This window comes from Delftia sp. UME58, assembly GCF_014170385.1.
GTDB lineage: Bacteria > Pseudomonadota > Gammaproteobacteria > Burkholderiales > Burkholderiaceae_C > Comamonas > Comamonas acidovorans.
Genome location: NZ_LZZV01000056.1, coordinates 87,317 through 112,736 on the forward strand (window position 1 = coordinate 87,317; position 25,420 = coordinate 112,736).

At 65.5% G+C, this 25,420-nt stretch carries 25 protein-coding genes and 1 pseudogene; 9 read left to right on the top strand and 17 right to left on the bottom strand.

Annotated features, from left to right (window positions below; genetic code table 11):
* Nucleotides 1–73: 73 nt before the first annotated feature.
* From A9976_RS17900 to A9976_RS17915, 4 genes are all read right to left on the bottom strand, one after another.
* Complete coding sequence (locus A9976_RS17900; RefSeq protein WP_183020115.1) at nt 74–772, bottom strand: DUF4136 domain-containing protein; 699 nt, start codon at nt 770–772, stop codon at nt 74–76.
* 77 nt (nt 773–849) lie between these two features.
* Nucleotides 850–1,821, bottom strand: a complete 972-nt coding sequence (gene ttcA, locus A9976_RS17905; protein ID WP_183020116.1) for a tRNA 2-thiocytidine(32) synthetase TtcA — start codon at nt 1,819–1,821, stop codon at nt 850–852.
* Nucleotides 1,815–2,186, bottom strand: a complete 372-nt coding sequence (locus A9976_RS17910) for a dihydroneopterin aldolase (RefSeq protein ID WP_183020117.1) — start codon at nt 2,184–2,186, stop codon at nt 1,815–1,817. Before A9976_RS17910 ends, ttcA begins: the two co-directional genes overlap by 7 nt.
* 42 nt (nt 2,187–2,228) lie before the next feature.
* The gene (locus tag A9976_RS17915; protein ID WP_183020118.1) at nt 2,229–3,014 is read right to left on the bottom strand and encodes an SDR family oxidoreductase; all 786 of its coding nucleotides are present in this window, start codon (nt 3,012–3,014) and stop codon (nt 2,229–2,231) included.
* Nucleotides 3,015–3,130: 116 nt separating this feature from the next.
* Between A9976_RS17915 and A9976_RS17920 the strand changes: the two genes are divergently transcribed.
* Complete coding sequence (locus A9976_RS17920) at nt 3,131–4,144, top strand: class I SAM-dependent methyltransferase (protein ID WP_183020119.1); 1,014 nt, start codon at nt 3,131–3,133, stop codon at nt 4,142–4,144.
* Between the two features lie 26 nt (nt 4,145–4,170).
* Here A9976_RS17920 and A9976_RS17925 read toward each other — a convergent pair whose 3' ends face one another.
* Nucleotides 4,171–5,067: a hypothetical protein gene (locus A9976_RS17925; RefSeq protein ID WP_183020120.1), complete on the bottom strand. Its 897-nt coding sequence runs from the start codon at nt 5,065–5,067 to the stop codon at nt 4,171–4,173.
* Between the two features lie 145 nt (nt 5,068–5,212).
* Here A9976_RS17925 and A9976_RS17930 point away from each other — a divergent pair, with 145 nt between their 5' ends.
* Both A9976_RS17930 and trxC read left to right on the top strand, forming a co-directional pair.
* Complete coding sequence (locus A9976_RS17930; RefSeq protein WP_012203183.1) at nt 5,213–5,407, top strand: DUF2905 domain-containing protein; 195 nt, start codon at nt 5,213–5,215, stop codon at nt 5,405–5,407.
* Nucleotides 5,408–5,481: 74 nt separating this feature from the next.
* The gene (gene trxC / locus A9976_RS17935; protein ID WP_183020121.1) at nt 5,482–5,916 is read left to right on the top strand and encodes a thioredoxin TrxC; all 435 of its coding nucleotides are present in this window, start codon (nt 5,482–5,484) and stop codon (nt 5,914–5,916) included.
* Between the two features lie 43 nt (nt 5,917–5,959).
* Here the strand turns inward: trxC and A9976_RS17940 are convergent, their stop codons facing one another.
* Complete coding sequence (locus A9976_RS17940) at nt 5,960–6,643, bottom strand: response regulator transcription factor (protein ID WP_183020122.1); 684 nt, start codon at nt 6,641–6,643, stop codon at nt 5,960–5,962.
* A 68-nt stretch (nt 6,644–6,711) separates the two neighbouring features.
* Between A9976_RS17940 and A9976_RS17945 the strand changes: the two genes are divergently transcribed.
* On the top strand, nt 6,712–8,664 hold the full coding sequence (locus tag A9976_RS17945; protein ID WP_183020123.1) for a sensor histidine kinase: 1,953 nt from the start codon (nt 6,712–6,714) through the stop codon (nt 8,662–8,664).
* A 24-nt stretch (nt 8,665–8,688) separates the two neighbouring features.
* On the opposite strand, the gene A9976_RS17950 is transcribed toward A9976_RS17945, so the two are convergent.
* Nucleotides 8,689–9,942, bottom strand: coding sequence for a multifunctional CCA addition/repair protein (locus tag A9976_RS17950; protein WP_183020124.1), 1,254 nt, complete (start codon nt 9,940–9,942; stop codon nt 8,689–8,691).
* 97 nt (nt 9,943–10,039) lie between these two features.
* Complete coding sequence (locus A9976_RS17955; RefSeq protein ID WP_183020125.1) at nt 10,040–10,729, bottom strand: glutathione S-transferase family protein; 690 nt, start codon at nt 10,727–10,729, stop codon at nt 10,040–10,042.
* 97 nt (nt 10,730–10,826) lie between these two features.
* Between A9976_RS17955 and queC the strand changes: the two genes are divergently transcribed.
* On the top strand, nt 10,827–11,576 hold the full coding sequence (queC, locus tag A9976_RS17960) for a 7-cyano-7-deazaguanine synthase QueC (protein WP_183020126.1): 750 nt from the start codon (nt 10,827–10,829) through the stop codon (nt 11,574–11,576).
* 141 nt (nt 11,577–11,717) lie between these two features.
* Here queC and A9976_RS17965 read toward each other — a convergent pair whose 3' ends face one another.
* Nucleotides 11,718–12,290, bottom strand: a complete 573-nt coding sequence (locus tag A9976_RS17965; RefSeq protein WP_012203191.1) for a 5-formyltetrahydrofolate cyclo-ligase — start codon at nt 12,288–12,290, stop codon at nt 11,718–11,720.
* Between the two features lie 15 nt (nt 12,291–12,305).
* On the opposite strand from A9976_RS17965, the gene A9976_RS17970 reads away from it, so the two are divergent.
* Complete coding sequence (locus A9976_RS17970) at nt 12,306–14,285, top strand: lytic transglycosylase domain-containing protein (RefSeq protein WP_183020127.1); 1,980 nt, start codon at nt 12,306–12,308, stop codon at nt 14,283–14,285.
* Between the two features lie 109 nt (nt 14,286–14,394).
* Nucleotides 14,395–14,958, top strand: a complete 564-nt coding sequence (locus tag A9976_RS17975) for a DUF4124 domain-containing protein (RefSeq protein ID WP_183020128.1) — start codon at nt 14,395–14,397, stop codon at nt 14,956–14,958.
* A 9-nt stretch (nt 14,959–14,967) separates the two neighbouring features.
* Here the strand turns inward: A9976_RS17975 and A9976_RS17980 are convergent, their stop codons facing one another.
* Together A9976_RS17980 and A9976_RS17985 are read right to left on the bottom strand one after the other, a co-directional pair.
* The gene (locus A9976_RS17980; RefSeq protein ID WP_183020129.1) at nt 14,968–15,648 is read right to left on the bottom strand and encodes a Fe2+-dependent dioxygenase; all 681 of its coding nucleotides are present in this window, start codon (nt 15,646–15,648) and stop codon (nt 14,968–14,970) included.
* A gap of 8 nt (nt 15,649–15,656) precedes the next feature.
* Nucleotides 15,657–17,948, bottom strand: coding sequence for a catecholate siderophore receptor Fiu (locus A9976_RS17985; RefSeq protein WP_183020130.1), 2,292 nt, complete (start codon nt 17,946–17,948; stop codon nt 15,657–15,659).
* 162 nt (nt 17,949–18,110) lie between these two features.
* Here A9976_RS17985 and A9976_RS17990 point away from each other — a divergent pair, with 162 nt between their 5' ends.
* On the top strand, nt 18,111–18,497 hold the full coding sequence (locus tag A9976_RS17990; protein WP_183020131.1) for a hypothetical protein: 387 nt from the start codon (nt 18,111–18,113) through the stop codon (nt 18,495–18,497).
* Nucleotides 18,498–19,171: 674 nt separating this feature from the next.
* Here the strand turns inward: A9976_RS17990 and A9976_RS31900 are convergent.
* The 5 genes and pseudogenes from A9976_RS31900 to A9976_RS18015 all read right to left on the bottom strand — a co-directional run.
* A pseudogene (locus A9976_RS31900) lies at nt 19,172–19,678 on the bottom strand (JmjC domain-containing protein); the annotation flags it as partial.
* Between the two features lie 12 nt (nt 19,679–19,690).
* Nucleotides 19,691–20,110: a hypothetical protein gene (locus A9976_RS18000; RefSeq protein WP_183020132.1), complete on the bottom strand. Its 420-nt coding sequence runs from the start codon at nt 20,108–20,110 to the stop codon at nt 19,691–19,693.
* Between the two features lie 77 nt (nt 20,111–20,187).
* On the bottom strand, nt 20,188–20,355 hold the full coding sequence (locus tag A9976_RS18005; protein WP_183020133.1) for a hypothetical protein: 168 nt from the start codon (nt 20,353–20,355) through the stop codon (nt 20,188–20,190).
* Between the two features lie 234 nt (nt 20,356–20,589).
* Nucleotides 20,590–21,573 (bottom strand): MBL fold metallo-hydrolase, encoded by a 984-nt coding sequence (locus A9976_RS18010; RefSeq protein ID WP_183020134.1) that lies wholly within the window; start codon nt 21,571–21,573, stop codon nt 20,590–20,592.
* 81 nt (nt 21,574–21,654) lie between these two features.
* The gene (locus A9976_RS18015; RefSeq protein ID WP_183020135.1) at nt 21,655–23,355 is read right to left on the bottom strand and encodes an AMP-binding protein; all 1,701 of its coding nucleotides are present in this window, start codon (nt 23,353–23,355) and stop codon (nt 21,655–21,657) included.
* 170 nt (nt 23,356–23,525) lie between these two features.
* Between A9976_RS18015 and A9976_RS18020 the strand changes: the two genes are divergently transcribed.
* The gene (locus A9976_RS18020) at nt 23,526–24,476 is read left to right on the top strand and encodes a triacylglycerol lipase (RefSeq protein ID WP_183020136.1); all 951 of its coding nucleotides are present in this window, start codon (nt 23,526–23,528) and stop codon (nt 24,474–24,476) included.
* Here the strand turns inward: A9976_RS18020 and phhA are convergent.
* Nucleotides 24,473–25,363: a phenylalanine 4-monooxygenase gene (gene phhA / locus A9976_RS18025; protein WP_183020137.1), complete on the bottom strand. Its 891-nt coding sequence runs from the start codon at nt 25,361–25,363 to the stop codon at nt 24,473–24,475. The two genes, A9976_RS18020 and phhA, sit on opposite strands and share 4 nt — an antisense overlap.
* Nucleotides 25,364–25,420 lie beyond the last annotated feature (57 nt).

The following is a 25,420-nucleotide window of genomic DNA, read 5'->3' on the forward strand; positions in this document are numbered from 1 at the left end:
ACTGCTTCAAGCGCCATCACCATGCAAAAAAGGCCTGCGGATGCAGGCCTTTGCTTTTGGGACGCGCGATGGCTTACCGGGCGGGTGCTGGCGTTGCCGGTGCGGCCTGGACTGCAGCGGGTGCCGACGGAGCCGGCGGCTGCGCCGGCGCGCCACCCTGCTGCACCGGTCCGATGGTGGTGCGCACCACGCGCGAGCCCTTGGGCGGGTTGGGGAAGCCGGTGAGCGCGGCGTCGAACAGGATGCCGAAGATGGCCGGGTCGTCGGTCCACACATCCTGGCGCTGGGCCGAGGTCTCGTAGACGATCTGCTGCGTGGTGGCGTTGCGCATCACGATGCTGACGGCGCGGTAGTACTCCAGCGGCGGGCCGTCGAACATGAAGCTGCCGCCAAAGCCCATGCCCCAGCCGCGCCCGTAGCCCAGGCCCCAGCCCCAGCGCGGGCCGCCCCAGCGGTCGTAGTAGGGCCAGGCGGCGTAGTCGCGCGCGTAGCGGGCGTCGGCGCCGATCTGCACGATCAGGCTGGCCCGGGAGTCGTCGCGCTGCAGGCCCACGCGGCCCAAGGCCTGCTGGGCCTGGGATTCGATGGCCGCGAAGTGCGTCTGCGCCTCGCGTTGCGAGGGCAGCACTTCCAGCCGATAGGTGGGCGGCGCGGGCAGGGCGCCCAGCGTGGAATAGCTCTGGACGGTGCTCTGGACTTCGCGCACGCTGGCGCAGCCCGTGAGCAAGGCCGTGGCCACGATGGCCAGGACATGGATGCAGCGCAGCTTCATGGTGTACTCCTTGGTCGAAAAAAGGCCCGTTTGCACGGGCCTTGGTTGGAGTGGGGCGATTGTTATAGGTTCAGCCGTCAGGACGACAGTTGTACCACCTGCAGGCCGGGCAGCGATGCGGAGACAGGCATCTCTTCATGGTCGAAGGCCATGTCGCCGTTGGGGTCGGCAATGCCGGTGGCCTTGGCGTTCTTGAAGTCGTGCAGCTCGGGGTCCATCATGTGCGTGGTCACGATGTGGCCCATGGCGCGGAACATGCTTTCCACGCGGCCCGGGAATTTCTTGTCCCACTCGCGCAGCAGCTCGCCCACGGCCACGCGCTGCAGGCCGTCCTGGCTGCCGCAGAGATTGCAGGGGATGATGGGGAAGTTCTGGTACTGGGCCCAGCGGACGGTGTCCTTCTCGGGCACGTAGCACAGCGGGCGGATCACCACATGCTTGCCGTCGTCCGAGACCAGCTTCGGGGGCATGCCCTTCATGCGGCCGCCGTAGAACATGTTGAGCATCAGCGTCTGCACGATGTCGTCGCGGTGGTGGCCCAGGGCCACCTTGGTGCAGCCCAGCTCGTCGGCCACCTTGTACAGGATGGCGCGGCGCAGGCGCGAGCACAGGCCGCAGGTGGTCTTGCCCTCGGGCACCACGCGCTTGACCACGCTGTAGGTGTCCTGCGTTTCGATGTGGTAGTCCACGCCGATGCTCTTGAAGTACTCGGGCAGCACATGGTCGGGAAAGCCGGGCTGCTTCTGGTCGAGGTTCACGGCCACCAGCTCGAACTTGACGGGCGCGCGCTTTTGCAGCTTGCGCAGCACGTCCAGCATCGTGTAGCTGTCCTTGCCGCCCGACATGCAGACCATGATCTTGTCGCCTTCCTCGATCATGTTGAAGTCGGTGATGGCGCGGCCCACCTCGCGGCACAGGCGCTTTTCCAGCTTGACCTGCTCGCGCTCGATCTTGATGCGGTTGCTGCCTGCGGTGTCGGCGGGGGCTTCGGCGGCGGCCTCTTCGGCCAGCCAGGGGTTGTCGGTCACTGCATTCATGGGGTTCACCATTGTCCGGTTTCTATGCGAATGGCCACTTCGCAGTCTTCAAAGATTTCCAGCTTGGCGATCTTCACGCGCACGCCCAGCACGCCGGGCAGCTGCATCAGGCGCTGGGCCAGCTTGCCGATCAGGCTCTCCAGCAGGTTCACATGCTCGGCCGTGCACTCGTCGATGATGATCTGGCGCACCTTGCGGTAGTCCAGCACATGCAGGATGTCGTCGTCGCGCGGCGCCAGCGGTTGGGAGCCCAGGCTCAGCTCGGCATCGACCTGGATGGGCTGGGGCATCTGTTTTTCGTGGGCGAGGATGCCCAGGTTGGCGTCGAAGCGCAAACCCGTGAGCGTCAGGATCTGTTGTCCGGTGGCGGAGTGCATGGGGAAAAGCCGTGGAGTGTTTGGGGTGGCGCGCGCAGGCGCCTACATCATGGAAAAGTCGCGCTCGAAGCGCTGCAGGTGCTGGCCGCCATCGACCAGCAAGGTGGTGCCGGTGATGGACTGGTTGTCCAGCGCAAAGCACACGGTGGCGGCCACGTCGGCCGCGCTGGACGAGCGGCCCAGCGGGCTGAGGCGGTGCAGCGACTCGAAGCGTTCCTGGCTCAGCATGTGGCTGGTCAGCGTCAGGCCGGGGGCCACGCCGACGACGCGCACGCGCGGGGCCAGCGCCAGCGCCAGCATGGTGCCGGCGGCCTCGAGAGCCGCCTTGGACAGCGTGTAGCTGAGGAAATCGGGGTTCTGGTTCCAGAGCTTCTGGTCCAGCATGTTGATCACGGCGCCGCTGGCATGCTCCTCGCCGGCCGCCACGCGGTCCTCGATATGGGCATGCAGCGCCTGGGCCAGCAGGATGGGCGCGCCGGTGTTGCTGCGCAGGTGGGCTTCCAGGGCCACGTAGCTGAAGCTGCCGGCATCGTCATGCTCGAACAGCGAGGCGTTGTTGACCACCGCATCCAGGTGGCCGAAGTGCGCCACGGCGCGCGGCACCAGGGAGCGCACCGAGTCCTCGTTGAAGAAATCGGCATCCAGGGCGGCGCTGTCGCCGGCCAGTTCAGCGCAGGCGGAGGCCGTCTCCAGCGCCTCGTCGTGCGAGTCGCGGTAGTGCACGGCCACTTGCCAGCCGGCGCTGGCAAGCGCGAGCGCGATGTCGCGCCCCAGGCGGCGGGCCGCGCCGGTCACCAAAACGGTGCGTGTTCGGGCAGGTGTGGACATTCGAGGACAATGTACGGATCGTGACGACAGAACCCTCAATTTTAACGGCCGCCCTGCAATCCCGTGTTGCGCAAGAGATTGCGTCCTCTGGAGGCTGGCTGGCTTTCGACCGTTTCATGGCCCTGGCGCTGTACGAGCCGGGCCTGGGCTACTACGCCAACGACACCGCCAAGTTCGGGCTGATGCCATCGTCGGGCAGCGATTTCGTGACCGCGCCCGAGATGTCCCCGGTCTTCGGCCAACTGCTGGCCGCCCAGGTGGCCGAGGCGCTGCAGCGCACGCATACCCGCGAAGTCTGGGAATTCGGTGCCGGCACGGGCGCGCTGGCGCTGCAGGTGCTGGACGAGCTGGCCGCGCTGGGCGTGCGGCCGGACCGCTACACCATCGTCGATCTGTCGGGCACGCTGCGCGCGCGCCAGCAGCTCAGGCTGGTGAAGTACGAAGGACTGGTGCACTGGGCCGATGCCCTGCCCGATCGGCTCGAAGGCGTGGTCATCGGCAACGAGGTGCTGGACGCCATGCCCGTGCAGCTGCTGGTGCGCAAGGCAGGTGTCTGGCACGAGCGCGGCGTGGTGCTGCAGCCGGACGGCAGCCTGGGCTGGGAAGACCGGCCCACGCCGCTGCGCCCGCCCATGGAGATCGAGGGCGAGCACGACTACCTGACCGAGATCCATCTGCAGGGCGAGGCCTTCATCCGCACGCTGGGCGAGCGCATGGCGCGCGGCGCTGCCTTCTTCATCGACTACGGCTTCGGCGAGTCCGAGTACTTCCACCCGCAGCGCCACATGGGCACCCTGGTCTGCCACCGCCTGCACAAGGTGGACGACGACCCGCTGGCCGAGGTCGGCCTCAAGGACATCACCGCCCACGTGAACTTCACGGGCACGGCCGTGGCCGCGCAGGAGGCGGGTTTCGAGGTACTGGGCTATACCTCGCAGGCCCACTTCCTCATCAACTGCGGCCTGGGGCCCAAGCTTGACGCGCTGGCCCAGGGGCCGCGCGCCATGGCCACCAAGCTGATGATGGAGCACGAGATGGGCGAGCTGTTCAAGGTCATCGGCCTGGCCAAGGGCGTGGAGCCCTGGGACGCCATGGGCTTTGTGCGCGGCGACCGCACGCACCGGCTGTAGCCGTCGGCCAGAGCCCCTCCCCGGCCTCAGCGCTGGACGCTGCGGCCGTTGCTCACCTCGTAGGCCGTCTGGTCCTTGAGGTTGATGCGGTAGATCTCGCGCGTGACGTTGCCCGAGAAACCCAGCTCCACGATGGACAGGTTCTCGAACGTGGTCGTGAAGCCGCCGGGCAGGATGCGGTTCAGGCGCGCGGCCGTCTCGCCCATGGCGCGCTCGATCTCGGGCGTGAAGGCGGCTTCGCTGTAGACCAGGGTGTTGTGCGGATTGTGGCTGCGCACCTGCTTGCCGGCCTGCACCTGGTTGATGCCGCTGACGCCCACGCTTTGCACCATGGCCTTGGCCGAATCGTTCATGCGGGCATAGACGGGCCCCGTCACGCGCGGCAGCGGGCCGTCGCGCAGCGGCGCCATGGCGGCGGTGGCGCGGGTGTTGAAGTCCATCATGGCCTCGTAGGCCGGGCCGGACTTGACGATGCCCAGGTCCAGCCACCACGGCTTGCCGGCGCCCTTGGCGGCCTCGGTGGTGTAGAAATTCTTCAGGTGCACGTCCTGCAGCACGGGCGGCAATGCCGGCAGGGCGGCCAGCATCTTGCGCGGTGTGGACGGGTCGGCGCTGTGGATATGCACCACGGTGACATGGGGCAGGTTGAAGGTGTTGGCCTCGGCCACCAGCTTCAGGCGCAGCAACTGCTCGTGCACCACGGGCGTGACCTGGCTGTCCATGATGGCCGTGGCATCGGCCGGCAGGCGGTAGACCAGGCCATAGGTGGCCTGGTGGGCGCGGAAATCGCCGCGCTGCAGGGCGCTGTTGTCGATGGCGCCCGACGCTGCGGCTGCCGTGGTGGGGGCCGGAGCGCTGGCGCAGCCAGCCAGCAGGGCGGCAGGCAGGATGGCGAGAAGAAGGCGCCTGGATGTGTATTGCATGGTGGGGTCGTCTTGTTGCGGCATGGAGCCATGGAAGAAGGGGGCTTGTCGCGAATGGTCCCGAAGCCTCCCGCCACGGGACTTTCCCAATGTAGGACGTTCATATGTCCTGCCCATGACGCGCCGCCGCCGTACACTCGGCGCCATGATCCGCTGGCTCCTCGTCATCTTCCTGGCCCTGCTGCTGTTCAATGGGCTGCACGCCTGGCTGGAGCGCATAGGTCTGGGCCGCCTGCCGGGCGATTTCCGCTTTCGCCTGTTCGGCCGCGTGATCTTCCTGCCCATTGCCAGCACCGTGTTGCTCAGCGTAATTGCCGCCCTGATCGCCAAGCTGGTCTGAGCATGGCTTGAAGCACGGGCGCGTCGCCCGTATATGCAGGCATTGCCCCATGACTTCCGAACAAGAGGCCGCCCATGTCCGACAAGCTGCATTTCGTCTGCCCCCATTGCCACACCACCAACCGCATTGCGGCCGACCAGCTCGGCAGCGCGCCTGACTGCGGCAGCTGCCACCAGCCGCTGGTCACCGGCCAGCCCGTGGCGCTGGATGCACAAGGCTTTGCCAGGCATGTGGGGCGCAGCCAGGTGCCGGTGGTGGTCGATTTCTGGGCGCCCTGGTGCGGCCCCTGCCGCATGATGGCGCCGGCCTTCGAGCAGGCGGCGCAGGCGCTGGCGCCCGGCGTGCAACTGGCCAAGCTCGATACCGAAGCCCATCCCCAGGCTGCCGCGCCCTACAACATCCGCAGCATCCCGACCATGGTGGTGTTCAAGGAAGGACGCGAGATCGCCCGTGTCTCCGGCGCCCTGCCAGCCGGCGAGATCGTGCGGTGGGTGCGTTCGGTCGTCTGATTTGTCTGCGGGCCCGCAAGGCCGCGCGCCTTCAGGCCTGCCCTCAGGCCTGCACTTCGCCCGGCTGGTAGAAGCAATAGCCGCTGTTGCGCAGCGTCTTGACGGGTAGCTGCTGGCCGCAGGCCTCCTCCACCTTGCGGCGCAGCCGGCGCATCTGCGTGTCCAGGCGGCGCTGGTCGTAGACCAGGTAGTCGCCGCCCAGGGCCTGCACGATCCTTCGGCGGCTCACCTCGGTGCCTGCCTGGCCCATGAGGCAGTGCAGCACCAGCAGATCCTGCTGGGAGAGCGCGATCGGCGGGGCCGATGGGGGCAGCAGGCGGCTCGGACCCAGCTGCAACAGCCAGCGCGCCTGGCGCTGCTGCAGGCCCAGGCGGCGCACCAGCGCGGCCAGCGTGGCCTCCAGTTCGTCAAGATCACAGCCTTTGCCCAGGTAGTGGTCGGCTCCGTTTTCCAGGCCGTCGATACGGTTGGAGCTGGTGTTGTGCGCGCTGAACACGATGATGCCCAGTTGCTGGCCCTGCTGGCGCAGGCGCTGGATCAGGGCCAGGCCGCTGCCATCGGGCAGGCCGATGTCGATGATGGCCAGGCGGTGGCGACGGGCGTCGAAGTGGCGGTCGAACTCCTGCAGGCTGGCGACGCATTGCGGCGCGTAGCCCAGGCCCTCCAGGAATTCACCCAGTTCATGGCGCAGCACGGGCTCGTCTTCGAGCAGGATCACATCAAGCATGGGGGAAGGGGGCTGAGCGGCGGGGCCGGGAGGCTGGTGTACGCTGGCGGCCCTGTGGTGGACCTCCGATGCGATATTACCGTGCAACCCTCCTGCTGCTGGCCTGGCTGCTGTGTCCGCTGCTGACCCAGGCCCAGGCGCTCCTGCTGAACCCCGATGTGCCCATGCTGGAGACAGCCGGTCGGTGGCAGCGGCTCGATGACGCCGCTGGCCTGCTCGACGCCGGGCAGGCCGACGCCGCCCCCGGATGGCAGCCGCTGCCCGGGCACCTGAACGCCAGTTTCACGCAGGCGGCGGTCTGGCTGCGCATGCCGCTGCAGGTGGAGCAGCCCGGCAGCTGGATGCTGCTGCTGGGCAATGCCCTGCTGGACGAGGTGGAGGTCCACGTGCGCAGATCCGGTGGCCCCTGGCAGCTGCTGGGGCGCAGCGGCGAGGAAGTGCCGCGCCACGCCTGGCCGGTGGACTACCGCAGTCCGGCATTCCAGTTCGAGCCCCCTGCCGCAGGGGCGTACGAGTTGCTGGTGCGCCTGCGCGCGCGCAACGCGCTCGTCACCCGCATCGATCTGTGGCAGCGACTGGCGTTCGACAACCACACGCGGCGCGAGGCCCTGTCGTTCGGCCTGTATTTCGGGCTGTACCTGCTGTTGATCGGCGTGCAGCTGGTGTTCTGGCTGGGCACGCGGGCTCCCTTGAGCGGCCTGTTCCTGGCCTATCTCAGCGTCTGCGTGCTCAATGAGGTGGTATCGCTGGGGCTGGTGCAGCAGTTGACGGGCCTGCCGGGGTTCTGGAGCGACCGCCTGCTGGGATGCGGCATTGCCGCCGCTTTGGCGATCTCCATGCAACTGGCCTGCAGGCAGCTGGATCTGGCGTCGCTGTATCCGCGGCTGGTGCGCCAGATGGCGCCGCTGCTGTGGCTGTTCAGCCTGTGCTGCATGCTGTTGGTGGTGTCGGGGCACTACTCGGCGGGCATGGTCCCGGTGCAGGCCATGACCCTGCCGCTGGCCCTGGGCTTTCTCGCGCTCGCCCTTTGGCTGTGGCGGCGCGGCCATGCTCCGGCACGGTTTTTCATGCTGGCGTTCGGCATCTTCTATGCCGGTGTGCTGATCTCTTTCCTGCGCAACCTGGGCTGGCTGCCCATGAACGCGCTGACCGCGCTGGTGTCCACGCATGCGTCCGCGCTGGGCACCATGGCGCACATGCTGCTGCTCAGCGGCTGGATCATCGGCGGATACGAGCACCGGCGCCGCGTCCGAGAGCGGGAGCAGGTGCTGCTGGAGGCCGAGCTTGTGCAGCGCCAGTTGCGCGAGAGTGAACTCAGCGAGGCGCTGGTGCTGGAACGCAGGGTCCGCCAGGAGCAGCGCGACTTTGTCGCCATGGTCTCGCACGAACTGCGCACACCGCTGGCCATCATCCTGACCAGTGCGCAGCAACTGGCGCGCAATCTGGCGGCACCGCCCGACAAGACGCTGGCACGCAGCCGCAACATCCGCGAAGCCGCCCAGCGCCTGCTGGCGCTGGTGGACGACTGCCTGGCCGACGACCGCATGGCCGAACCCCAGCCCCATGCCGAGCCACGCCTGCAGCCCTGCGACCTGCATGCGCTGGTGGATGGCTTGTGCCTGGACTTTGCGCCCGGCCGCATCGTCTGCCAACTGGGCGGGGGCACGCAGCAACTGATCACCGATGCCGGCCTGCTGCGCATCGCGCTGCGCAATCTGCTGGCCAATGCAGACCGCCACACGCCCGAGGGCGAATCGGTGCGCCTGGACGTGACCAGGCATGGCGAGGGTCTGGAGATCCAGGTCTCGAATCCCTCCGAGCCCATTGCCAAGGCAGACCAGGACCAGTTGTTCGAAAGGTATTACCGTGGCCGCAACGCCCAACACCGGCCCGGCGCCGGGCTGGGGCTTTACCTGGTGCGGCGCATCGCCGAGCGGCTGGGCGGCAACGTGGCCTTGTTGACGGCAGGAGGCGAGCAGCCCGTGTGCCTGCGACTGGTCCTGCCCGTGGCGCGAGCCTGATCCCCGTGTGTGGCGGTCTTTGCGTCAGGCCGCCTGCGCCAGCCAATCGGCCACGGCCTGGGCGCGCGCTGCCTGCACGGCCTCGCCTATGGCCTTGCCCTGTTTGCCGCGCGCGGCGGCCTGGGCCGCGATGTCCGAGGTGGAGATGGACAGCGCGGCAGACAGCGCATCGCGCAGGCGGGCGCGCTGGGGGTAGGGCCGGTCCTCGAAACCCAGGCGCCCCCGCGCGTCGCATTCACAGGCCGCCAGGGCTTGTTCGAAACGCGCGGGCTTGCGGATGGCGTCGCAGCGCTCCAGCAGGCGCACGATGGCGGCGCCGTTGAGCTCGCCGCTGCGGTGGATGTTGCCGTGCTCGCGCGCCACCACGTCGCCCAGTTCGCGGCAGTCGGTGGGCACGCGCAGCCGCTCGCCCACCTTTTCGGCCAGGCGGGCGCTGCGGTGCTCATGGCCTATGTGGCGCGGCAGCACATCGGCCGGTGTCGTGCCCTTGCCCAGGTCGTGCACCAGGCAGGCGTAGCGCACGGGCAGCGGGGTGTCCAGCTGCGCGGCCATGTCCAGCACCATCATGGCGTGCACGCCGGTATCGACCTCGGGGTGGTATTCGGCACGCTGGGGCACGCCCCACAGGCGCTCCAGCTCGGGCAGCAGCACGGCCAGCGCACCGCATTCGCGCAGCAGCTCGAACATGCGCGAGGGCTGGCGCTCCATCAGGCCCCGGCTGATCTCCTGCCAGACGCGTTCGGGCACCAGGGCATCCACCTCGCCGGCGGCCACCATCTCTTGCATCAGGGCCATGGTTTCCGGTGCCACAGTGAATTCGTGGAACCGTGCCGCAAAGCGCGCCACGCGCAGGATGCGCACCGGGTCTTCGCGAAAGGCGTCGGTCACATGGCGCAGCACCCGGGCCTGCAGGTCGGCCTGGCCGCCGTAGGGGTCGTCGATGGCGCCGTTGCCATCCCAGTCCGGCGGGGCGGCCATGGCGTTGATGGTCAGGTCGCGCCGGGCCAGGTCCTGCTCCAGCGTGACGTCGGGCGCCGCCTGGACGACGAAGCCGCGATAGCCCGGCCCGCTCTTGCGCTCGGTGCGCGCCAGGGCGTACTCCTCATGGGTTTCGGGATGCAGGAAGACGGGGAAGTCCCGTCCCACGGGCATGAAGCCGCGCTCGGCCATCTGCTCGGGCGTGGCGCCTACCACGACCCAGTCGCGGTCATGCACGGCCCGCCCAAGAAGGCGGTCGCGCACCGCGCCGCCCACCATGTACACCTGAAATTCGCTCATCCCGCAATGGTACGGCCTGGGCAACTGCTTCGACGGCGTGCACAGCCTGGTGCATCTGCTGGCCGAGCCGTTCTGACAGGCGGCAGACAGGCGGCACTCAGCTCGCCGCAGCCGTGCGGTACGGCTCCTCGAACGGCCGGAAATCATGCTCCGCCAGTGCGCCCTGCACCCAGTCCTGCACGCCCGGCAGGGCGCGCACGCGGCGCACATAGGCGTCGATGGCCGGTGCCACGGGCAGCTCATAGGTCGCCAGGCGCATGCACACGGGGGCGAAGAAGGCATCGACGATGCTGAACTGGTCGTACAGCATGGGGCCGCTGGCCGTGGACAGCAGCGGTTGCCACAGCTCGGACAGGTGCTGCACATCGTCGCGCAGTGCGGTGTTCTCTGCCCATAGCCGCGCGCCGACCTCGGGCAGCTGGGCCTCGATGTTCATCGGGCACAGCGAGCGCAGGGCGCCGAAGCCGCTGTGCATCTCGGCGCAGAGGCTGCGCGCGCGGGCGCGGTTCAGCGCCAGCGTGGGCCACAGGTGCTTTTCAGGAAATTTCTCGGCCAGGTACTCGCAGATGGCCAGGCTGTCCCAGATGGCCATGCCTTCATCCATGAGCACGGGCACGCGGCCCGAGGGCGAGAGCGCGCGGGCGCGCTGCTTGAAGGCGGACTGCTCTTCGAAGCTGTCAAAGCGCAGCATGACCTCTTCGAAAGCAATGCCGGCCTGGCGCATCAGCACCCAGGGGCGCATGGACCAGGATGAATAATTCTTGTTGCCGATATAGAGCGTGAGCATGGCCGCAACCTCCGCGATAGGCCCTCCAGCTTAGCAAGCATGGCAGGAAAACCCATGTAGGAGCCGGGCGCTGCCTGGGCGCGCTCTAATGCGTGCCATGCAAAACGATAGCTCTTCTCCCCAGGCGCCAGCGGCGCGCCACAAGGCTGCGCTGGTCCTTTTTTCCGGCGGCCAGGATTCGACCACCTGCCTGGCGCAGGCGCTGTCGCTGTACGAGCGGGTCGAGACCCTGGGTTTTGACTACGGCCAGCGCCACAGCGTGGAAATGCAGGTGCGCCAGCAGGTGCGCGAGCGGCTGGCCAGGGACTTTCCCCAATGGGCTCCGCGCCTGGGCGATGACCATGTCCTCTCGCTGGACGTGCTGCAACAGATCGGCGGTTCTTCCCTGACCGAGGACGTGGCCTTCGCCATGCAGGCCGACGGCCTGCCCAACACCTTCGTGCCCGGCCGCAACCTGCTGTTCCTGACCCTGGCCGGCGCGCTGGCCTACCGGCGCGGCCTGTCGGTGATCGTCACCGGCGTCTGCGAGACCGACTACTCCGGCTACCCCGACTGCCGCGACGACACCATGAAGGCCATGCAGCTCGCCCTGAACCTGGGCCTGGAGCGGCGCCTGCGCATCGAAACGCCGCTGATGTGGATAGACAAGGCCCAAACCTGGCAAATGGCCCACGACCTGGGTGGCGACACCCTGGTGGACCTCATCCGGCGCGACACCCACACCTGCTACCAGGGCACGCGCGAGACGCTGCACGACTGGGGCTACGGCTGCGGCACCTGCCCCGCCTGCGACCTGCGAGCCCGCGGCTGGCATCAGTGGCAGGCGCAGCGCGAGACAGCAAACTAAAGAAGCACAGCGCTAAAAACCGGCGCGGCCAAAAGCGAGGGACACCGAGCAAGGGCCGCCCCGCAGTGAGGGTGTCGTCCCCCTCCCCCGCGAAGCGGGCAGAGAGGGGGAAGGCGCGCAGCGCCTCAGGGGGTGCCTGTTCTACACCGGCCAGACGACCCCATGGTCATTCAGGATGGCATCCAGCGGCAGGTCATGCGGCTCGGGCTCGAACTCGTCCACATAGCCGCAGCCGTAGCCCAGGCCCACGGTGAAGGGCTTGGGCTGCAGTTCGGCCAGGGTGCGGTCGTAGAAACCCCCGCCATAGCCCAGGCGGTAGCCGCCGGCCGCGTAGCCCACGCAGGGCACGAACAGCAGGGTGGGGGTAAGGGTTTCGGTGTCCTTGGGCTTGGGGATGCCGTAGGCATCCTCTTCCATGGGACAACCTGGGTACCAGGCGTGAAAGCTGAGTGTCTTGCGCTGCTTGTCAATCACCGGCAGTCCGATTCGACGCCTTTGTGGGGTACCCTGTAGCTCGCCATCTTCCTTCCAGCGGTGAAGCGCGGGCAGCGGATCGAACTCTCCCTTGATCGGCCAATAGGCACCGATCACGGTGTCGGGCCGCTGGATCAGCCAAAAGCGCATGACCTGTTGCAGCGCGTCGGCGCGCTGCAGTCGGTCGGGAAGATTGAGGCGCTGGTCTATCAAGCTGCGGCGCAGGGCTGCTTTGTCCATCAGATAATTTCCTCCATGCACTGGCTGAAGATTTTGACACCGCTTTTGGCGGCTTCCCTCTGGACCACCGCAGCCACGCCTGCGCTGGCGCAAAACCGTGGCGACGATGTCTTGCTGGAAATGCAGCAGGCCTTCCGCAAAGGCGACAAGGCCAAGCTCACGCAGCTGCTGCCTTCTGCGCGTGGCCATGTGCTCGAACCTTGGGCCGCGTACTGGGAACTCAAGGCCCGGCTGGATGAAGCCAGTGCCGATGAGATCCTGGGGTTTTTCAAGCGCTGGCCCGGCACCTACCAGGAAGACCGGCTGCGCAATGACTGGCTGCTGCTGCTGGGGCAGCGCCGCGACTGGGGCATGTTCGACCAGGTGCATGGTGCGTTTCGCATGCGCGATGACCGCTCCGTCAGCTGCTACGCCCTGCTGATCGACAGCATCAAGGGCCAGCCTGCTGCCAACCTGGGCCAGCAGGTGCGCGACCTGTGGTGGGCCCAGCGCGACGCCGACGACGGCTGCACCTACGCCGCCGGCGAGCTGTACGCGGCCAAGCAGATCAGCGAACCCGAAGTCTGGCGCAAGGCGCGCCAGGCGGCCGAGGCCAATCGCCAGAAGGCCACGCGCGATGCCGTGGCCATCGTCGCTCCCGAGGCCTTGCCCCAGGTGGCGCAGGTCTTTGCCTCGCCCGCCAAGTACCTGGCCGGGCAGACGCGTGTGCGCGGCGCCGTGCCCAAGGAGCTGGCGCTGCTGGCGTTGATCCGCATGGCCTCTAGCGACCCGGCGGCGGCGGCCACCCAGCTCGAAGGCGGCTGGGGTGCCCGGCTGACGGCCGAGGAGAACAACTGGGCCTGGGGCGTGATCGGCAAGCAGGCCGCGCTCAAGCTGCAGCCCGAAGCGGCCACTTATTTCGGCAAGGTGCGCAAGGACGGCGACCTCAGCGATGAACTGCTGGGCTGGAAGGTGCGCGCCGCGCTGCGCGCCGGCGACTGGCGCACGGTGCGCCGTGCCATCGACGCCATGGGGCCCGAGCGCACCGAGCACACATGGACCTACTGGAAGGCGCGCGCCCTGCTGTCCGGCCGTCCGAGCGAGCAGGAACGCTCCGAGGCGCGCCAGCTGCTGGAGGACATGGCCGGCCCCGGCAGCTTCTACGAGCAATTGGCGCTGGAGGACATCGGCCAGCGCGTGACGGCGCCCCCCCAGCCGGCGCCGCCCACGGCACCCGAGAAGGCCGCCGCCCGCGCCAACCCCAGCCTGGTGCGCGGTCTGTACGCCATCCAGAACGGCCTGCGCAGCGAAGGCGTGCGCGAATGGAACTACGCCACCAACCTGCATCAGGCCGGCGGCATGAACGACCGCGAACTGCTGGCCGCCGCGGACCTGGCCTGCCAGCAGCAGGTCTGGGACCGCTGCATCAACACCAGCGAGCGCACCCGCAGCTTTGCCGACTGGAGCCAGCGCTTTCCCATGCCCTTCCACGACACGGTGCTGGCGCGCTCGCGCTCCATCGGCCTGGACCCGGCCTACGTCTATGGCCTGATCCGCCAGGAAAGCCGCTTCATCATGGATGCCCGCTCGGGCGTGGGCGCCTCGGGCCTGATGCAGGTCATGCCGGCCACGGCCCGCTGGACGGCGCGCAAGATCGGCATGACGGACTTTTCCCCGTCCATGATCAATGACCGCGATGTGAACATCACCATCGGCACCGCCTATCTGAAGCTGGCGCTGGACGATTTCGACGGTTCCATGGCGCTGGCTGCGGCCGGCTACAACGCAGGTCCCGGCCGCCCGCGCAATTGGCGCAACGGCCCGGTGCTCGACGCCGCCATCTGGGCCGAGAACGTGCCCTTCACCGAGACGCGCGACTACGTGAAGAAGGTGCTGTCCAACACCACCAACTACGCGGCGCTGATCACGGGCCAACCCCAGTCGCTCAAGAGCCGCCTGGGCACCATCGGCCCGCGCGACGCCGCCACGCCCGACCCCAGCAAGGACCTGCCCTGAGCCGCGCTTGACATTCCTGCGGGGTGCGGCGGCGCCTGGCGCCGCTACACTTGGTTACTGACAAGCGGGGCCACATGCTGCGGCCCCGCATACCGCAGGGGTTTCGAGAATGACAACAACATGGAGCCGCGCGGCCTGGACCGCGCTGGGCTTGGCATGGGCGTGCACGGTGGCAGCGCAGCCGGTCTACAAATGGGTGGACGCGCAAGGGCGCACGCATTACGGATCGCAGTTGCCCACCGACCAGGCCGATGCGGACCAGATCAAGGTGTCGCCCAATGGCAGCTCGGGCGCGGGTTCGGGCCGTTTCGGCGAAGAACGCAATCCCGACGGTACGAAGAAACTGCCCAGGCAGGTGCGCGAGATGGTGGACGGCGTGGCCAAGGGCCTGAGCAAGGTCGATTCCAAGGAGGTGCCGCTGAACTGCGCCGCCGCCGTGGACAACATCCGCAGCCAGGTGGACACCATGGTCGAGAACGGGCAGAAGAACGTCAAGGGCGGCTACATCACCCAGGCGCAGTTCGATGCAACCGCCGGCAAGTTCCGAGAGGCGCGCACCCATGCCACGGTGGCCGACTGCCAGGCCTCCACGGGCCGCTCCAAGGCCATGTACCAGTGCATGTCCAGCAGCTACAACCACCTGATCGGCTGCGCCGAAAAGCACAAGCCCTGAGCCTGTCCCTCAGGTTTCCGCCCACATGCGCAGAAGGTTGTGGTATTGGCCCGCAAGCGTCAGCGTCTCGTCGGTCTCACCCAGTTTCTCGCGCAGGCGCTGGATGGTCTGGTCCATCTCGAACAGCATGGCGCGCTGCGCGTCGTCTCGCACCATGCTCTGCGCCCAGAAAAAGGAACTCACCCGCTCGCCCCGGGTGACGGGCTCCACGCGGTGCAGGCTGGTGGAGGGGTAGAGGATGAGGTCGCCGGCCGGCAGCTTGACCTCGTGCGTGCCGTAGGTGTCCACCACGACCAGCTCGCCGCCGTCGTAGTCCCCGGGGTCGGTGAGAAACAGGGTGCTGGAGACATCGGTGCGCATCCACTGCTGTGCTCCGGCCAGGCGCCGCGCCGCGCCGTCCACGTGCAGGCCATAGGTTTCGCTGTCCGCATAGCGGTTGAACAGCGGCGCCATGGTGCGCGCGGGCAGGGCGGCACTGAAGTACAGCGCATTGGCCGCCAATGCCTGCTCGATGATGCGTCCCTGCTCCAGCGCCACGGGTGAGTTCTCGGGCAGCTGGCGGTTGCGCTTGACCTGCGCGCCCTGGCTGCCCGCCGTGGCACGGCCATCCACCCAGTCGGCCGCATCGATGGCCGCGCGGATGGCGATGACCTGCTCGCGCGTGAGCACGTGGGGGATGTGCAGCATCATGGCGCGGATCAGAACTTCAGCGTGGCGACGAGCCGGGCCGAGCGAGCCACCCCCGGCATGTACCGTCCGCCGTTGTTGTTGAGACTGGCCACGTATTTCTTGTCGGCCAGGTTGTAGACGTTCAGCTGAAGGCGCAGGTTCTTGCTGACCTCGTAGGCCATGAATGCGTCATACACCCAGTAGTCACGTGCATTGGGCATATTGGTGGTGGCGGGCACGGCCGAGTTGCTGACCAGGCGCGCCACCGTGTCCATGTAGCGGGCACCGCCGCCCAGGGTCAGTCCATTGCCGAAACGATAGGTGGTCCAACTCGTGAAGCTGAGTCTGGGCGACCAGTTCAGGTGGGCCCCTGTCTGGGAGGCGGTGCCCTGCTGGACTTCGGTATTCATGCGTGCCAGGCCGGCCGTGATGTTCCAGGCCGGCGTGATCTGGCCGACGGCACCCAGCTCTATCCCCTTGACCTGCTTCTTGCCGTACTGGGTGACGACGCCGGTGACGTTGTCCACGGTGCCCAGGTCGTTGCGCACCGTGGTCTGGAACAGCGCGCCCGTCAGCAGAAGGCGTCGGTCCAGGATGTCCCACTTGGTGCCCACCTCCAGGTTGGTGGCCTTGGAGGGGTCCATGCTGGAGTGGTTGATGTTGCCCTCTGTGGCACTGAGTGCGAAATTGCTGCCGCCCGGCGGCTGCTGCGATGTCGAAATGCCGGCATAGATGCTGCCGTACTCCACGGGTTTGAAGACCAGGCCCAGCTTGGCACTGAGCAGGCTGCCGCTGCTGCGCAATTGGGTGCGGGTCTGCGCGCCCGTGGTGGCGTTGGGCGCCGTGGTGTTGTCGTTGGCGCTGCGGTAGCGGTCCCAGCGCAGGCCGCCGTTGAGCTGCCACTGCGGGCTGAACTCGATGCTGTCGAAGGCATACAGGGCCATGGTTTTGGTGTTGCCTTCGTTGATCTGACCTGTGTAGCGGATGTTCTGGCCCGTGATCGGATCGTTGACCTTGGGATCGTAGAGATCGGCCGGTGCCATGGCGCCTGCGCCCGTGCGCCCCCTGGAGGTCTGCTTCTCGTAGATCAGCTCCAGGCCCGCGCTCAGCGCATGCTGCAGTCCGCCGGTCTTGAAGTTCGATGAAAGGCTAGTCTGGTTGGTGAGCAACTGGTTGGACTGCCAGCGCAACTGGCGTGAGCGCGAGGCGGTCCAGGTGGCAGGGTCGGGGCGGCCCACGGCGTTCGCGCCGCTTCCGTCGCTGACGATGCCCGAGGTGCCCGTGAGCAACTGGTCGATCTTGCTGCGCCCCACGCGCGTGATGTTGCGCACCGTGGTGCCGGCCGCCAGGTCATGTTCGAAGCGCAGTGTTGCCTGGTTCAGCTCGGTCTTGCTGAAGTCGCTGAGGCTGCCGTAGAAGTTCGATGGGTCCACACGACGGATGTCCCGCATGCCCAGCGCGGACAGTGCGCCGTTGTAGAAACCCGGCAATCCCACGGTGGGCACGCCGCCGTCGGGGCGGTTGTCGAATTGCAGCAATTGCATGTCGGCCATGAAGCGCGTAGGCGTGCCCAGCCCCAGGGCCAGAGAGGGCGCCATGCCCACGCCCTGGTTGCGCACGAAGTCGCGGCCCGCCACTCCGCTGCCCTGGACCATGGCGTTCAGGCGCAGCGCGGCAGTGTCGCCGAGCTGGCGGTTCAGGTCTGCCGTGGCACGGTGGTCGTCGGCCGTGCCGGTGGACAGGCGTATCTGCGACAGGTCGCCCGCGAAGGGCAGCTTGGTGCGCATGTTGATGCTGCCCGAAGGCGCGCCGCGCCCGTACTCGGAACCCGAGGCGCCCTTGACGATCTCGATGTCCTCGACATTGAAGGTGTCGCGCACCGCGCTGCCCAGGTTGCGCACGCCGTCGATGAAGATGCTGCCCGTGGTGTCGAAGCCGCGCATGAAGATGTTGTCCTTGGTGTTGGAGTTGCCGCCTTCTCCCAGCAGCAGGGTCACGCCGGGCGTGTTGCGCAGGGCCTCCTGCAAGGTGGTGGCCTGCTGCTCCTCCATCACCTCGCTGCGGATCACCGACAGGGTCTGGGGCGTGTCCAGCAAAGGGCGCGTGAACTTGGGGGAGGAGGAGGCCTCGGCCTTGTAGCCGCCCTCCTTGCGGTCCCGGACCTGGACTTCCTTGAGCGCCACGTCCGGGGGCCTGGCGGGGCCTTGTGCCAGCACGGGCAGGCCCAGGGCCATGAGCGTGGCCGCAATGCCCACGGCATGCGGCCGTGTCGCTGCCGCGCGATGCTTGCGGCCGGTGATGTGATTGGTGTGGCGAGCCATGCTCTTCTCCCTCGCTGTGCAGTCGGATGCTGGCTGGCGGGGGGCGCAAGACGCCTATCGATGGCGTCCGTCGGCAGGCCTGGTGCTCGCTCTGGACAGGCGGCTCCCCGTCCCGGGCGGACGGAGCGCTTTGGCCTGATCAACGAATGATAATCATTTGCATTGAAAAAATCATCCAGGAATTGTCTTAATATTGATTTTGTCTATCGCCAAGCATTTGCCACCCCGCCTCAGGTGTTGAGCAGCCAGTCGCCCTCGCGCCGCGCCGGACTGCACCAGGGCGTCCACCAGGGCGAGGGCCCAGTCCTCGGCGGGTTCGGCGCTGAAATGGCCCGCATGCAGCATGCAGAAGTAGGGCGTGGCGGCCAGCCAGGCCAGCAGAGCGGAAAGTGTTCATCCAAAACCGATTGCACCCATGCTGGAGCCAAATGTTTGAATAAACTTCCTTCTGTTGCGAAACCACGATTTTTGATTTTCAGAATCATTTGCGCTGTTAATGCTGACTCTCATATTTATTCCCGATCTGTATTTGTTGAATTCATGCAGTAGCTTTGGATAAATATCAAGGCAAAAGTGATTAATGTGGTTATTGTTTTCCAGTCGCCTGCAGTAAAGTATTTATAGGCGGCGAAGAAAATGAGAATAATTGCTATTGTTGGAAATATGTATGGAGGTACTTCAATGCTCTTCTTTTTTTGAGATGGAAATGGAGCCATGAAATTTATGAAAACTGCATAGGACCATATTAAAAAAGAAGAGGAGATGAGTGATATTGTTAATGAGGCTGCTATTTGATAATCAAATATCCACCCGATTGTGATTAAAGAGATTAGCACGGTATAGTAATAGTGTATTTTTGAAAATTTTTCCGTATTCATAAAATTTCTTTAGCATTCATCCTCAGGATATTCGTCATCCGAATATTTATAAGAATCTCCATCTTCTTGATTTGGTTCAGTTAGTTTTTTGCATCCTTTTGCAGTAAGCGCTGCTGCAGCGCTTGCTAATCTTGGATTGCCTGTGTAGGATTGAACCGCCAGTCCAGTTCCTGCACCCATTAACCAGCAAGCCATCGTTACCCCGGTATTTGCTGAGAATATTTCATTGCCAAATTGATCTCTGAGATAAAAGGTTGTAGAGCTGTTGAGTTCAAGAACTGTGGTGAAATAATATCCATTTGGTGCGGTGAAGAGGGTATCTTCTTGCGTTGTTGAAGGAGTGCATTAAATTTTTATGCTAAGAGAGATGATTGATATTTTTAATAGATTTTCAAGATTGACTTCGCGGTTTTTGTTTGAGATATTTGATGTTTCATTATTGAATTCTGAAAATACTTGAGGAGAGTTCAGAGCATTTTGGATTTTTTGTAAAGCAGTACCAATTGCTTCCATGTCGGGGTGTTTATATGTCGGAATGGATCTTCTAAGCTCTATATTTTTTGACATTTTCTTATCTAAAACCCATTTAATGTAGTTATATATTTTTGGAGTGTGAATTCCAATTGAAAGATGGACGAAATGTTTGTCTTTGATTGGAGTTGCTTCATGCCACCAGCCTCTTGGTATATATATTATGTCTCCTTCGTTGATTGTCTTTTCAAATATTGGTTCTTTACTAAAAAATTCCTTTTTGCGTGCGCTTGTCTGAAATGGGAGGGGGAGATCTAGAGTGGGTTCGTATATTTTCCACAGCTTTCTTCCTTTTATTTGTAATACGAAAACACAGTGGGTGTCCCAGTGTTTTCAAAATGTCCCTAAACCTCCTTTTGTCATATATATATTTGCAACTGCTGAGAAATTTGTCATGGCGGAAAATTTTCGGCAGAGTGTATTGACTGTAGTACTTGTTTTATCGAATCCGTTCACTACAATGGTTGCGCCCTCATTGAGTAGGGTGTGAAGCTTGCCTGCGTCAAAATCGTATCTGATTTGCTGATATAAATCTTCTGTGGTATTGGAGTAGGATCTGTAGTCTTGTATGCCATTTTTATAGATAACAATATTTCCTATTATTGGATTTACGCCGTAAAAATCTGAATTCAGCATTTCCCATGTATATTCTTTCTCATTTAATGCATGAGGGAAATATCTAAAATTCCTTTCGAAAATTTCTGTCATGAATTCATGATCTGTAATGCCGAAATCAAGATTCAATTCGATCATTTTTAATGCTTTTTCTCTAAATAATTCTTCTTTAAATAGGATTAATTTGCATCAAGATATTGATGCTGTATTGAGCGCTATTCCCATGGTTTTACGGTTTTTGCCGCGTTGCTGGCTGGTGAGGCCGTCTGCGCCTGCACCGGCAGGCCCAGCGCCATCAGCGTGGCTGCGACGCCCAGGGCATGGGGCCGGGTTGCGGCCGTGCCGTGCCGGGGTATGTGTTGGATGGTGTTGTGGTGAGCCATGCCCGCCTCCCTCGCTGTGCATGATTGGATGCTGGCTGGCGGGGGCGGCTGGACGCGGAGCGCGTCATGTGGCAGGCCTGGGGCTAGCTCTGTTCAGCGCAGCCGGCCGGTCCAGCGGTTTGCGTGGACGGGCGGGATACCTTTGCTGATCAGTGAATGCTAACTATTTGGATTGATAGAGGCTATCGGAACTGTCTTAATTTCTTTTTTGTCTATCGAAATCCTGGCGCGGCATCACGCATTGAGGATCCATTCCCCTTCGCCGGCCTCTTCATACCGTGCGGCTCCCGACTGCACCAGGGCCTGCACCAGCGTGCGGGCCCAGTCCTGGGCGGATTGGGCAGAGAAATAGCGTGCATGCAGCATGCCGAAGTAGGGCGTGGCGGCCAGCCAGGCCAGCAGGTCGGTGGTACGTATGCGCTGCCAGTCCAGCAGCCGGTACTTGAGCAGTACCTTGGCCGCGTAGAGCGCGTGGCGCTCGGGGGCGCGCACAAAGCCGTCCAGGCGCCTGCGCGCTGTGTCCAGCGCGGCGGCCACGCCCGTGAAAACGCCGCCGTGACCGGGGACGATGGTGAGCGGTGCCAGGCCTTCGATCACATCCAGCGTGGCGGCCACCTCGTCGAAGGCGCTCATGCCCTCGATCTCGGGAAACACCACGCCGAAGCCGTTTTCCCAGAGCGCGTCGGCCGAGATCAGGGTGCGGCTGGCGGGCTCGAACAGGATGATGGAGTGCGGATCGTGCCCGGGCGCGGCATGGATCTGCCAGTCGCGGCCCGACAGCCGCACGCTGGTGCCGGGCTGCAGCACGCCGGTCAGCGCAAAGCGGGGGCATTCCTGGCCGGTGGGCGTGTAGCTCAGCGCAGCGGGGTTCCAGTCGCGCACGAACTCCGCCTGGCCTGGCGCGGCATAGGTCCGGGCCTGCGGCCAATGCGCCTGCAGGGCCGCATTGCCGCCGCAGTGGTCGCTGTGCAGATGGGTGTTGAGGATGCGCGCCAGCGGCTGGCCGGCCAGCGTCTGCTCCACCAGCAGCACGGTCTGCCCGGCATGGCTGACGTAGCCGGTATCGACCACGGCGGCGCCGCCGTCCTGCGGGTCGTCGGCAGGGGCACCGGCATCGGCGGCAAAGACGATGTTGTTGGCCGACAGCCAGCCGCGCTCCAGCACGGTCATGCCGGGGGGCAGCGCGGCGGCGGCGCTTGTGGGGGCGGAGGGTGTCATGAGGAGGCGGCTTTTGCCCAAGGCTAACAGCCGCAGGCAGCCACGGCTGACGCGTGGGCTACAGCTGCGGCCGTGCGGGTTTCAGGCGGGATCGCGCAGGGCGCGCCTGAGGATCTTGCCCACGTTGGTCTTGGGCAGTTCGTCGCGGAACTCCACCTGCCGCGGGCGCTTGTAGCCAGTGAGCTGGTCATGGCAAAAGCGCATCACCTGGTCCTCGGTCAGCGCCGGGTCGCTGCGCACCACGTAGACCTTGATGGCCTCGCCCTGGCGCTCGTCGGCCACGCCCACGGCCGCGCATTCGAGCACGCCGGGGCACATGGAGATCACGTTCTCCAGCTCGTTCGGGTAGACGTTGAAGCCGCTGACCACCATCATGTCCTTCTTGCGGTCGATGATGCGCGTGTAGCCCTCCTGGTCCATCACGCCGATGTCGCCGGTACGCATGTAGCCGTCGGCCGTGAAGGCCTTGGCGGTTTCGTCGGGCTGGTTGTAGTAGCCGCGCATGACGTTGGGGCCCTTGATGCACAGCTCGCCGGCCTCGCCGGCCGGGAGGTCGCGGCCTTCGTCGTCCTTGATGGCGATGGAGATGCCCGGCAGCGGCAGGCCTATGGTGCCGCTGAAGGAGGTGGTGATGACGGGGTTGTTGGTGCCGATGGCGCAGGTCTCGCTCATGCCCCAGCCTTCGATCATCACGCTGCCCGTGACCTGCTGCCACTGGCGCGCCGTGCCCTCGCTGGCGGCCATGCCCCCGGCCTGCGAGACGCGCAGCTGCGAGAAGTCCAGTTCGCGGAACTGGGCGTTGTTGAGCAGGGCATTGAACAGGGTGTTGACGGCCGGCAGGATGTGGAAGGGCCGTTTTTGCAGCACCTTGACGAACTTGGGGATGTCGCGCGGATTGGGAATCAGGCTCAGGCTGGCCCCCATGCGCATGGCAAACAGGCTCACCGTGAGCGCGAAGATGTGGTACAGCGGCAGCGCCGCGATGATGTGCGTGTCCTGGGCCTTCACGCGGCCATGCAGCGCGGGCGTGAACCAGGCATGGGCCTGCAGTGTGGCGGCCACGATGCAGCGGTGGGTGAGCACGGCGCCCTTGGACAGGCCCGTGGTGCCCCCCGTGTACTGGAGAAAGGCCACCGAATCCAGCCCCGCCTGGCTGGGCCGCAGCTCTTTCTGGGCGCCGCGCGCCAGCGCCTGGGAAAAGGTCGTGACCTCGCGCACCGTGCCGCCCGCGCCGTCCAGCGGCAGGCTGTAGGCCGGCACCATCTTGGCCAGGTGGCGCACGGCGAAGGTGATCCAGCTGCCGTACATGCCGCCCAGCAGATCGCCCATGGCCGTGACGCAGACATGGCGTATGGCGCTGCGCTCGATCACGTCGGCCAGGGTGTGGGCGAAGTTCTCCAGGATGATGATGGCCGTGGCGCCCGAGTCCTTGAGCTGGTGCTCCAGCTCGCGCGGGGTGTACAGCGGATTGACGTTGACGCAGGTGTAGCCGGCGCGCAGCACGGCCGCCATGCTCACGGCGAACTGCGGCACATTGGGCAGCATGATGGCCACGCGCGCGTCGGGCTCCAGGCCCAGCCCCTGCAGCCAGGCGCCCAGGCGGGTGGACAGCTGGTCCAGCTCGCGGTAGCTCATCCAGCGGTCCATGCAGACCGAGAAGGGCAGGTCCGCATGCTGGGTGAAGGCCTCCTCCAGCAGGTGTGTGAGCGAGCGGTATTGCTCGGGATGCACCTCGTGAGGCACATCGGCGGGATAGTTCTTGAGCCAGGGCGCAGCGTCCATGCAGGGTACCTTGGGTTGCTGGGAAGACAGGGGGACAGCGAAGTCGCAGGCGCCGGACGGCCGGCCACCGCTGCGGCCGATTCTGGTCAGGCGTGTGCTTTGCGGTCTACACGGGGTTGTCCTAGGGCCTGTGCTAGGTTGGCTTCTTTTTTCATTGGGGACGGGCTGCCGTGAACGCACGCATTCTGCAAATGGTGGCACTGGGCACGCTGGCGGGCGCCGCGGCCTGGCTGGCATGGTGGTGGCCGCGTTCACCGGGGCTGGCGCTGGCGGGCGCGCTGCTGGGCCTGTGCTGGCCGGGCCTGCACCTTGGGCTGCAGATGCTGCTGATGCGCCGCGTGGTGCGCAAGGCGGGCGCGCCCGTGCCGACATGGCGCACGGTGGCGGCAGCCTGGCTGGCCGAGTGGCGGTTGGCCGTGCAGGTGTTTGGCTGGCGCCTGCCGTTTCGCGCCCGGGCCGAGGCCGATGGCTGGCCTGAGGGCGGCTCCACCGGCCAAGTGGGCGTGATGGGCCAGGTGGGCGTGGTGCTGGTCCACGGGTTTTTCTGCAACCGCGCGGTCTGGGCGCCCTGGCTGCGGCGGCTCAAGAAAGGCGGCATTGCCTGCGCGGCCATGACGCTGGAGCCGGCGCATGGCGCATCCATCGACGCCATGGTGGCCGATCTCGATGCCTGCGCGCGCCGCATGGCCCAGGCCACGGGGCGCGCTCCGCTGATCGTGGCGCACAGCATGGGCGGGCTGGTGGTGCGTGCCTGGCTGGGCCGGCTGTCAGCGCAGGAGCGCCGGCAACTGGCCGCCCATGTGGTGACCCTGGCCACGCCGCACCGTGGCACCTGGATGGCGCGCTTCGCCCATGGCCTGCCGGCGCTGCAGATGCGCATGGACAGTCCCTGGCTGCAGCGCCTGGGGCCGCCGCCCCCGGACGTGGTCTTCAGCTGCTGGTGGAGCTGCTGCGACAACATCGTCTTTCCATCGCCCGTGGCCACGCTGCCGGGGCAGGATGCGCACCGCCTTGACGATGTGGCCCACGTGCAGCTGGTGTTCGACGAGCGCGTCTGGTGCTTTTGCCTGGCGCTGCGCGAGCGGCTTCAGGCTGCAGATTCCTGCAGCGCGGTTTCCTAGAGAGCGACCTCGCCCGGCAGCAGCGCATCTGCCGCGACGGTGGGCTGATCGCGCAGCTGGCGGTACAGCGGCTCGAAATCGGCGGCCGTGAGGTCGAACAGCTGCTGCAGGTCGTCGATCACGAAGTAGGTGTGCTGGTAGCTGTCGATCTTGTAGAGCGTGCGCATGGCGCGCTCCAGCGACAGCGGCAGGCGCTGCGGCTCGAGGCTGCGCACCGAGTAGTTGAGTTCGCCCGATGAGCTGAGAATGCCCGCGCCGTAGGCGCGCAGGCCGCCCTGTTCGCGGATCAGGCCGAACTCGATGGTGTACCAGTACAGGCGCGACAGCATCTCGCAGGCGCCCAGCTCGGCAGCCTTGAGCCCGCCCTGGCCGTAGGCCTGGATGTAGTCGGCGATGACGGGGTTGAACAGCAGCGGCACATGGCCGAAGAGGTCGTGGAAGACATCGGGCTCGACGATGTACTCGAACTCCTCGGGCTTGCGGATCCAGTCCGTGACCGGGAATTTTCGGTTGGCCAGCAGCGAGAAGAAGGGCACCTCGGGAATCAGCCCGGGCACGCCGACGATCTCCCAGCCCGTGGCGCGGCGCAGGCGCTCGTTGACTTCCTCGAAGCGCGGAATGCGGTCCTTGGCGCCCAGCGAGGGCAGGGCGTCGATGAAGTGCTGGCTTGCCAGGCCCGGCAGCAGGGCGGACTGGCGCTCGTACAGGCGCCGGTAGGTGTCGTGGTCGGCCTCGGTGTAGGCGTCGTAGTCCTGCGCGCAGGTGTAGTCGTCGCTGGCGCGGCTGTAGTCGCCGCGCGGGGGGCGGTCGGCCTGGCCGTAGACCACGGGTGCCACACCGGGGGCGTGGGCGTGGGAGGAAGTGGGGGTCGCTGCGGTGCTCATCATGGTGCTCTCCAAGGATCTTGTCATTGCCGCCCCGGGCCGGGGGCAGGCAAGGCACCT

Bases quoted from the DNA above. Each gene is read 5' to 3' on its own strand.
- A9976_RS17930 (WP_012203183.1), top strand. From the start codon at position 5,213: ATGATCCGCTGGCTCCTCGTCATCTTCCTGGCCCTGCTGCTGTTCAAT.
- A9976_RS17975 (WP_183020128.1), top strand. From the start codon at position 14,395: ATGACAACAACATGGAGCCGCGCGGCCTGGACCGCGCTGGGCTTGGCA.
- A9976_RS17970 (WP_183020127.1), top strand. From the start codon at position 12,306: ATGCACTGGCTGAAGATTTTGACACCGCTTTTGGCGGCTTCCCTCTGG.
- A9976_RS17980 (WP_183020129.1), bottom strand. From the start codon at position 15,648: ATGATGCTGCACATCCCCCACGTGCTCACGCGCGAGCAGGTCATCGCC.
- A9976_RS17940 (WP_183020122.1), bottom strand. From the start codon at position 6,643: ATGCTTGATGTGATCCTGCTCGAAGACGAGCCCGTGCTGCGCCATGAA.
- A9976_RS17920 (WP_183020119.1), top strand. From the start codon at position 3,131: ATGGCCCTGGCGCTGTACGAGCCGGGCCTGGGCTACTACGCCAACGAC.
- A9976_RS17955 (WP_183020125.1), bottom strand. From the start codon at position 10,729: ATGCTCACGCTCTATATCGGCAACAAGAATTATTCATCCTGGTCCATG.
- queC (WP_183020126.1), top strand. From the start codon at position 10,827: ATGCAAAACGATAGCTCTTCTCCCCAGGCGCCAGCGGCGCGCCACAAG.
- A9976_RS17985 (WP_183020130.1), bottom strand. From the start codon at position 17,948: ATGGCTCGCCACACCAATCACATCACCGGCCGCAAGCATCGCGCGGCA.
- phhA (WP_183020137.1), bottom strand. From the start codon at position 25,363: ATGATGAGCACCGCAGCGACCCCCACTTCCTCCCACGCCCACGCCCCC.
- A9976_RS17945 (WP_183020123.1), top strand. From the start codon at position 6,712: ATGCGATATTACCGTGCAACCCTCCTGCTGCTGGCCTGGCTGCTGTGT.
- ttcA (WP_183020116.1), bottom strand. From the start codon at position 1,821: ATGGTGAACCCCATGAATGCAGTGACCGACAACCCCTGGCTGGCCGAA.
- A9976_RS17900 (WP_183020115.1), bottom strand. From the start codon at position 772: ATGAAGCTGCGCTGCATCCATGTCCTGGCCATCGTGGCCACGGCCTTG.
- A9976_RS17910 (WP_183020117.1), bottom strand. From the start codon at position 2,186: ATGCACTCCGCCACCGGACAACAGATCCTGACGCTCACGGGTTTGCGC.
- A9976_RS17950 (WP_183020124.1), bottom strand. From the start codon at position 9,942: ATGAGCGAATTTCAGGTGTACATGGTGGGCGGCGCGGTGCGCGACCGC.
- A9976_RS17965 (WP_012203191.1), bottom strand. From the start codon at position 12,290: ATGGACAAAGCAGCCCTGCGCCGCAGCTTGATAGACCAGCGCCTCAAT.
- A9976_RS17915 (WP_183020118.1), bottom strand. From the start codon at position 3,014: ATGTCCACACCTGCCCGAACACGCACCGTTTTGGTGACCGGCGCGGCC.
- A9976_RS18000 (WP_183020132.1), bottom strand. From the start codon at position 20,110: ATGATCGAATTGAATCTTGATTTCGGCATTACAGATCATGAATTCATG.
- A9976_RS18005 (WP_183020133.1), bottom strand. From the start codon at position 20,355: ATGGCTCACCACAACACCATCCAACACATACCCCGGCACGGCACGGCC.
- A9976_RS18010 (WP_183020134.1), bottom strand. From the start codon at position 21,573: ATGACACCCTCCGCCCCCACAAGCGCCGCCGCCGCGCTGCCCCCCGGC.
- trxC (WP_183020121.1), top strand. From the start codon at position 5,482: ATGTCCGACAAGCTGCATTTCGTCTGCCCCCATTGCCACACCACCAAC.
- A9976_RS18015 (WP_183020135.1), bottom strand. From the start codon at position 23,355: ATGGACGCTGCGCCCTGGCTCAAGAACTATCCCGCCGATGTGCCTCAC.
- A9976_RS17925 (WP_183020120.1), bottom strand. From the start codon at position 5,067: ATGCAATACACATCCAGGCGCCTTCTTCTCGCCATCCTGCCTGCCGCC.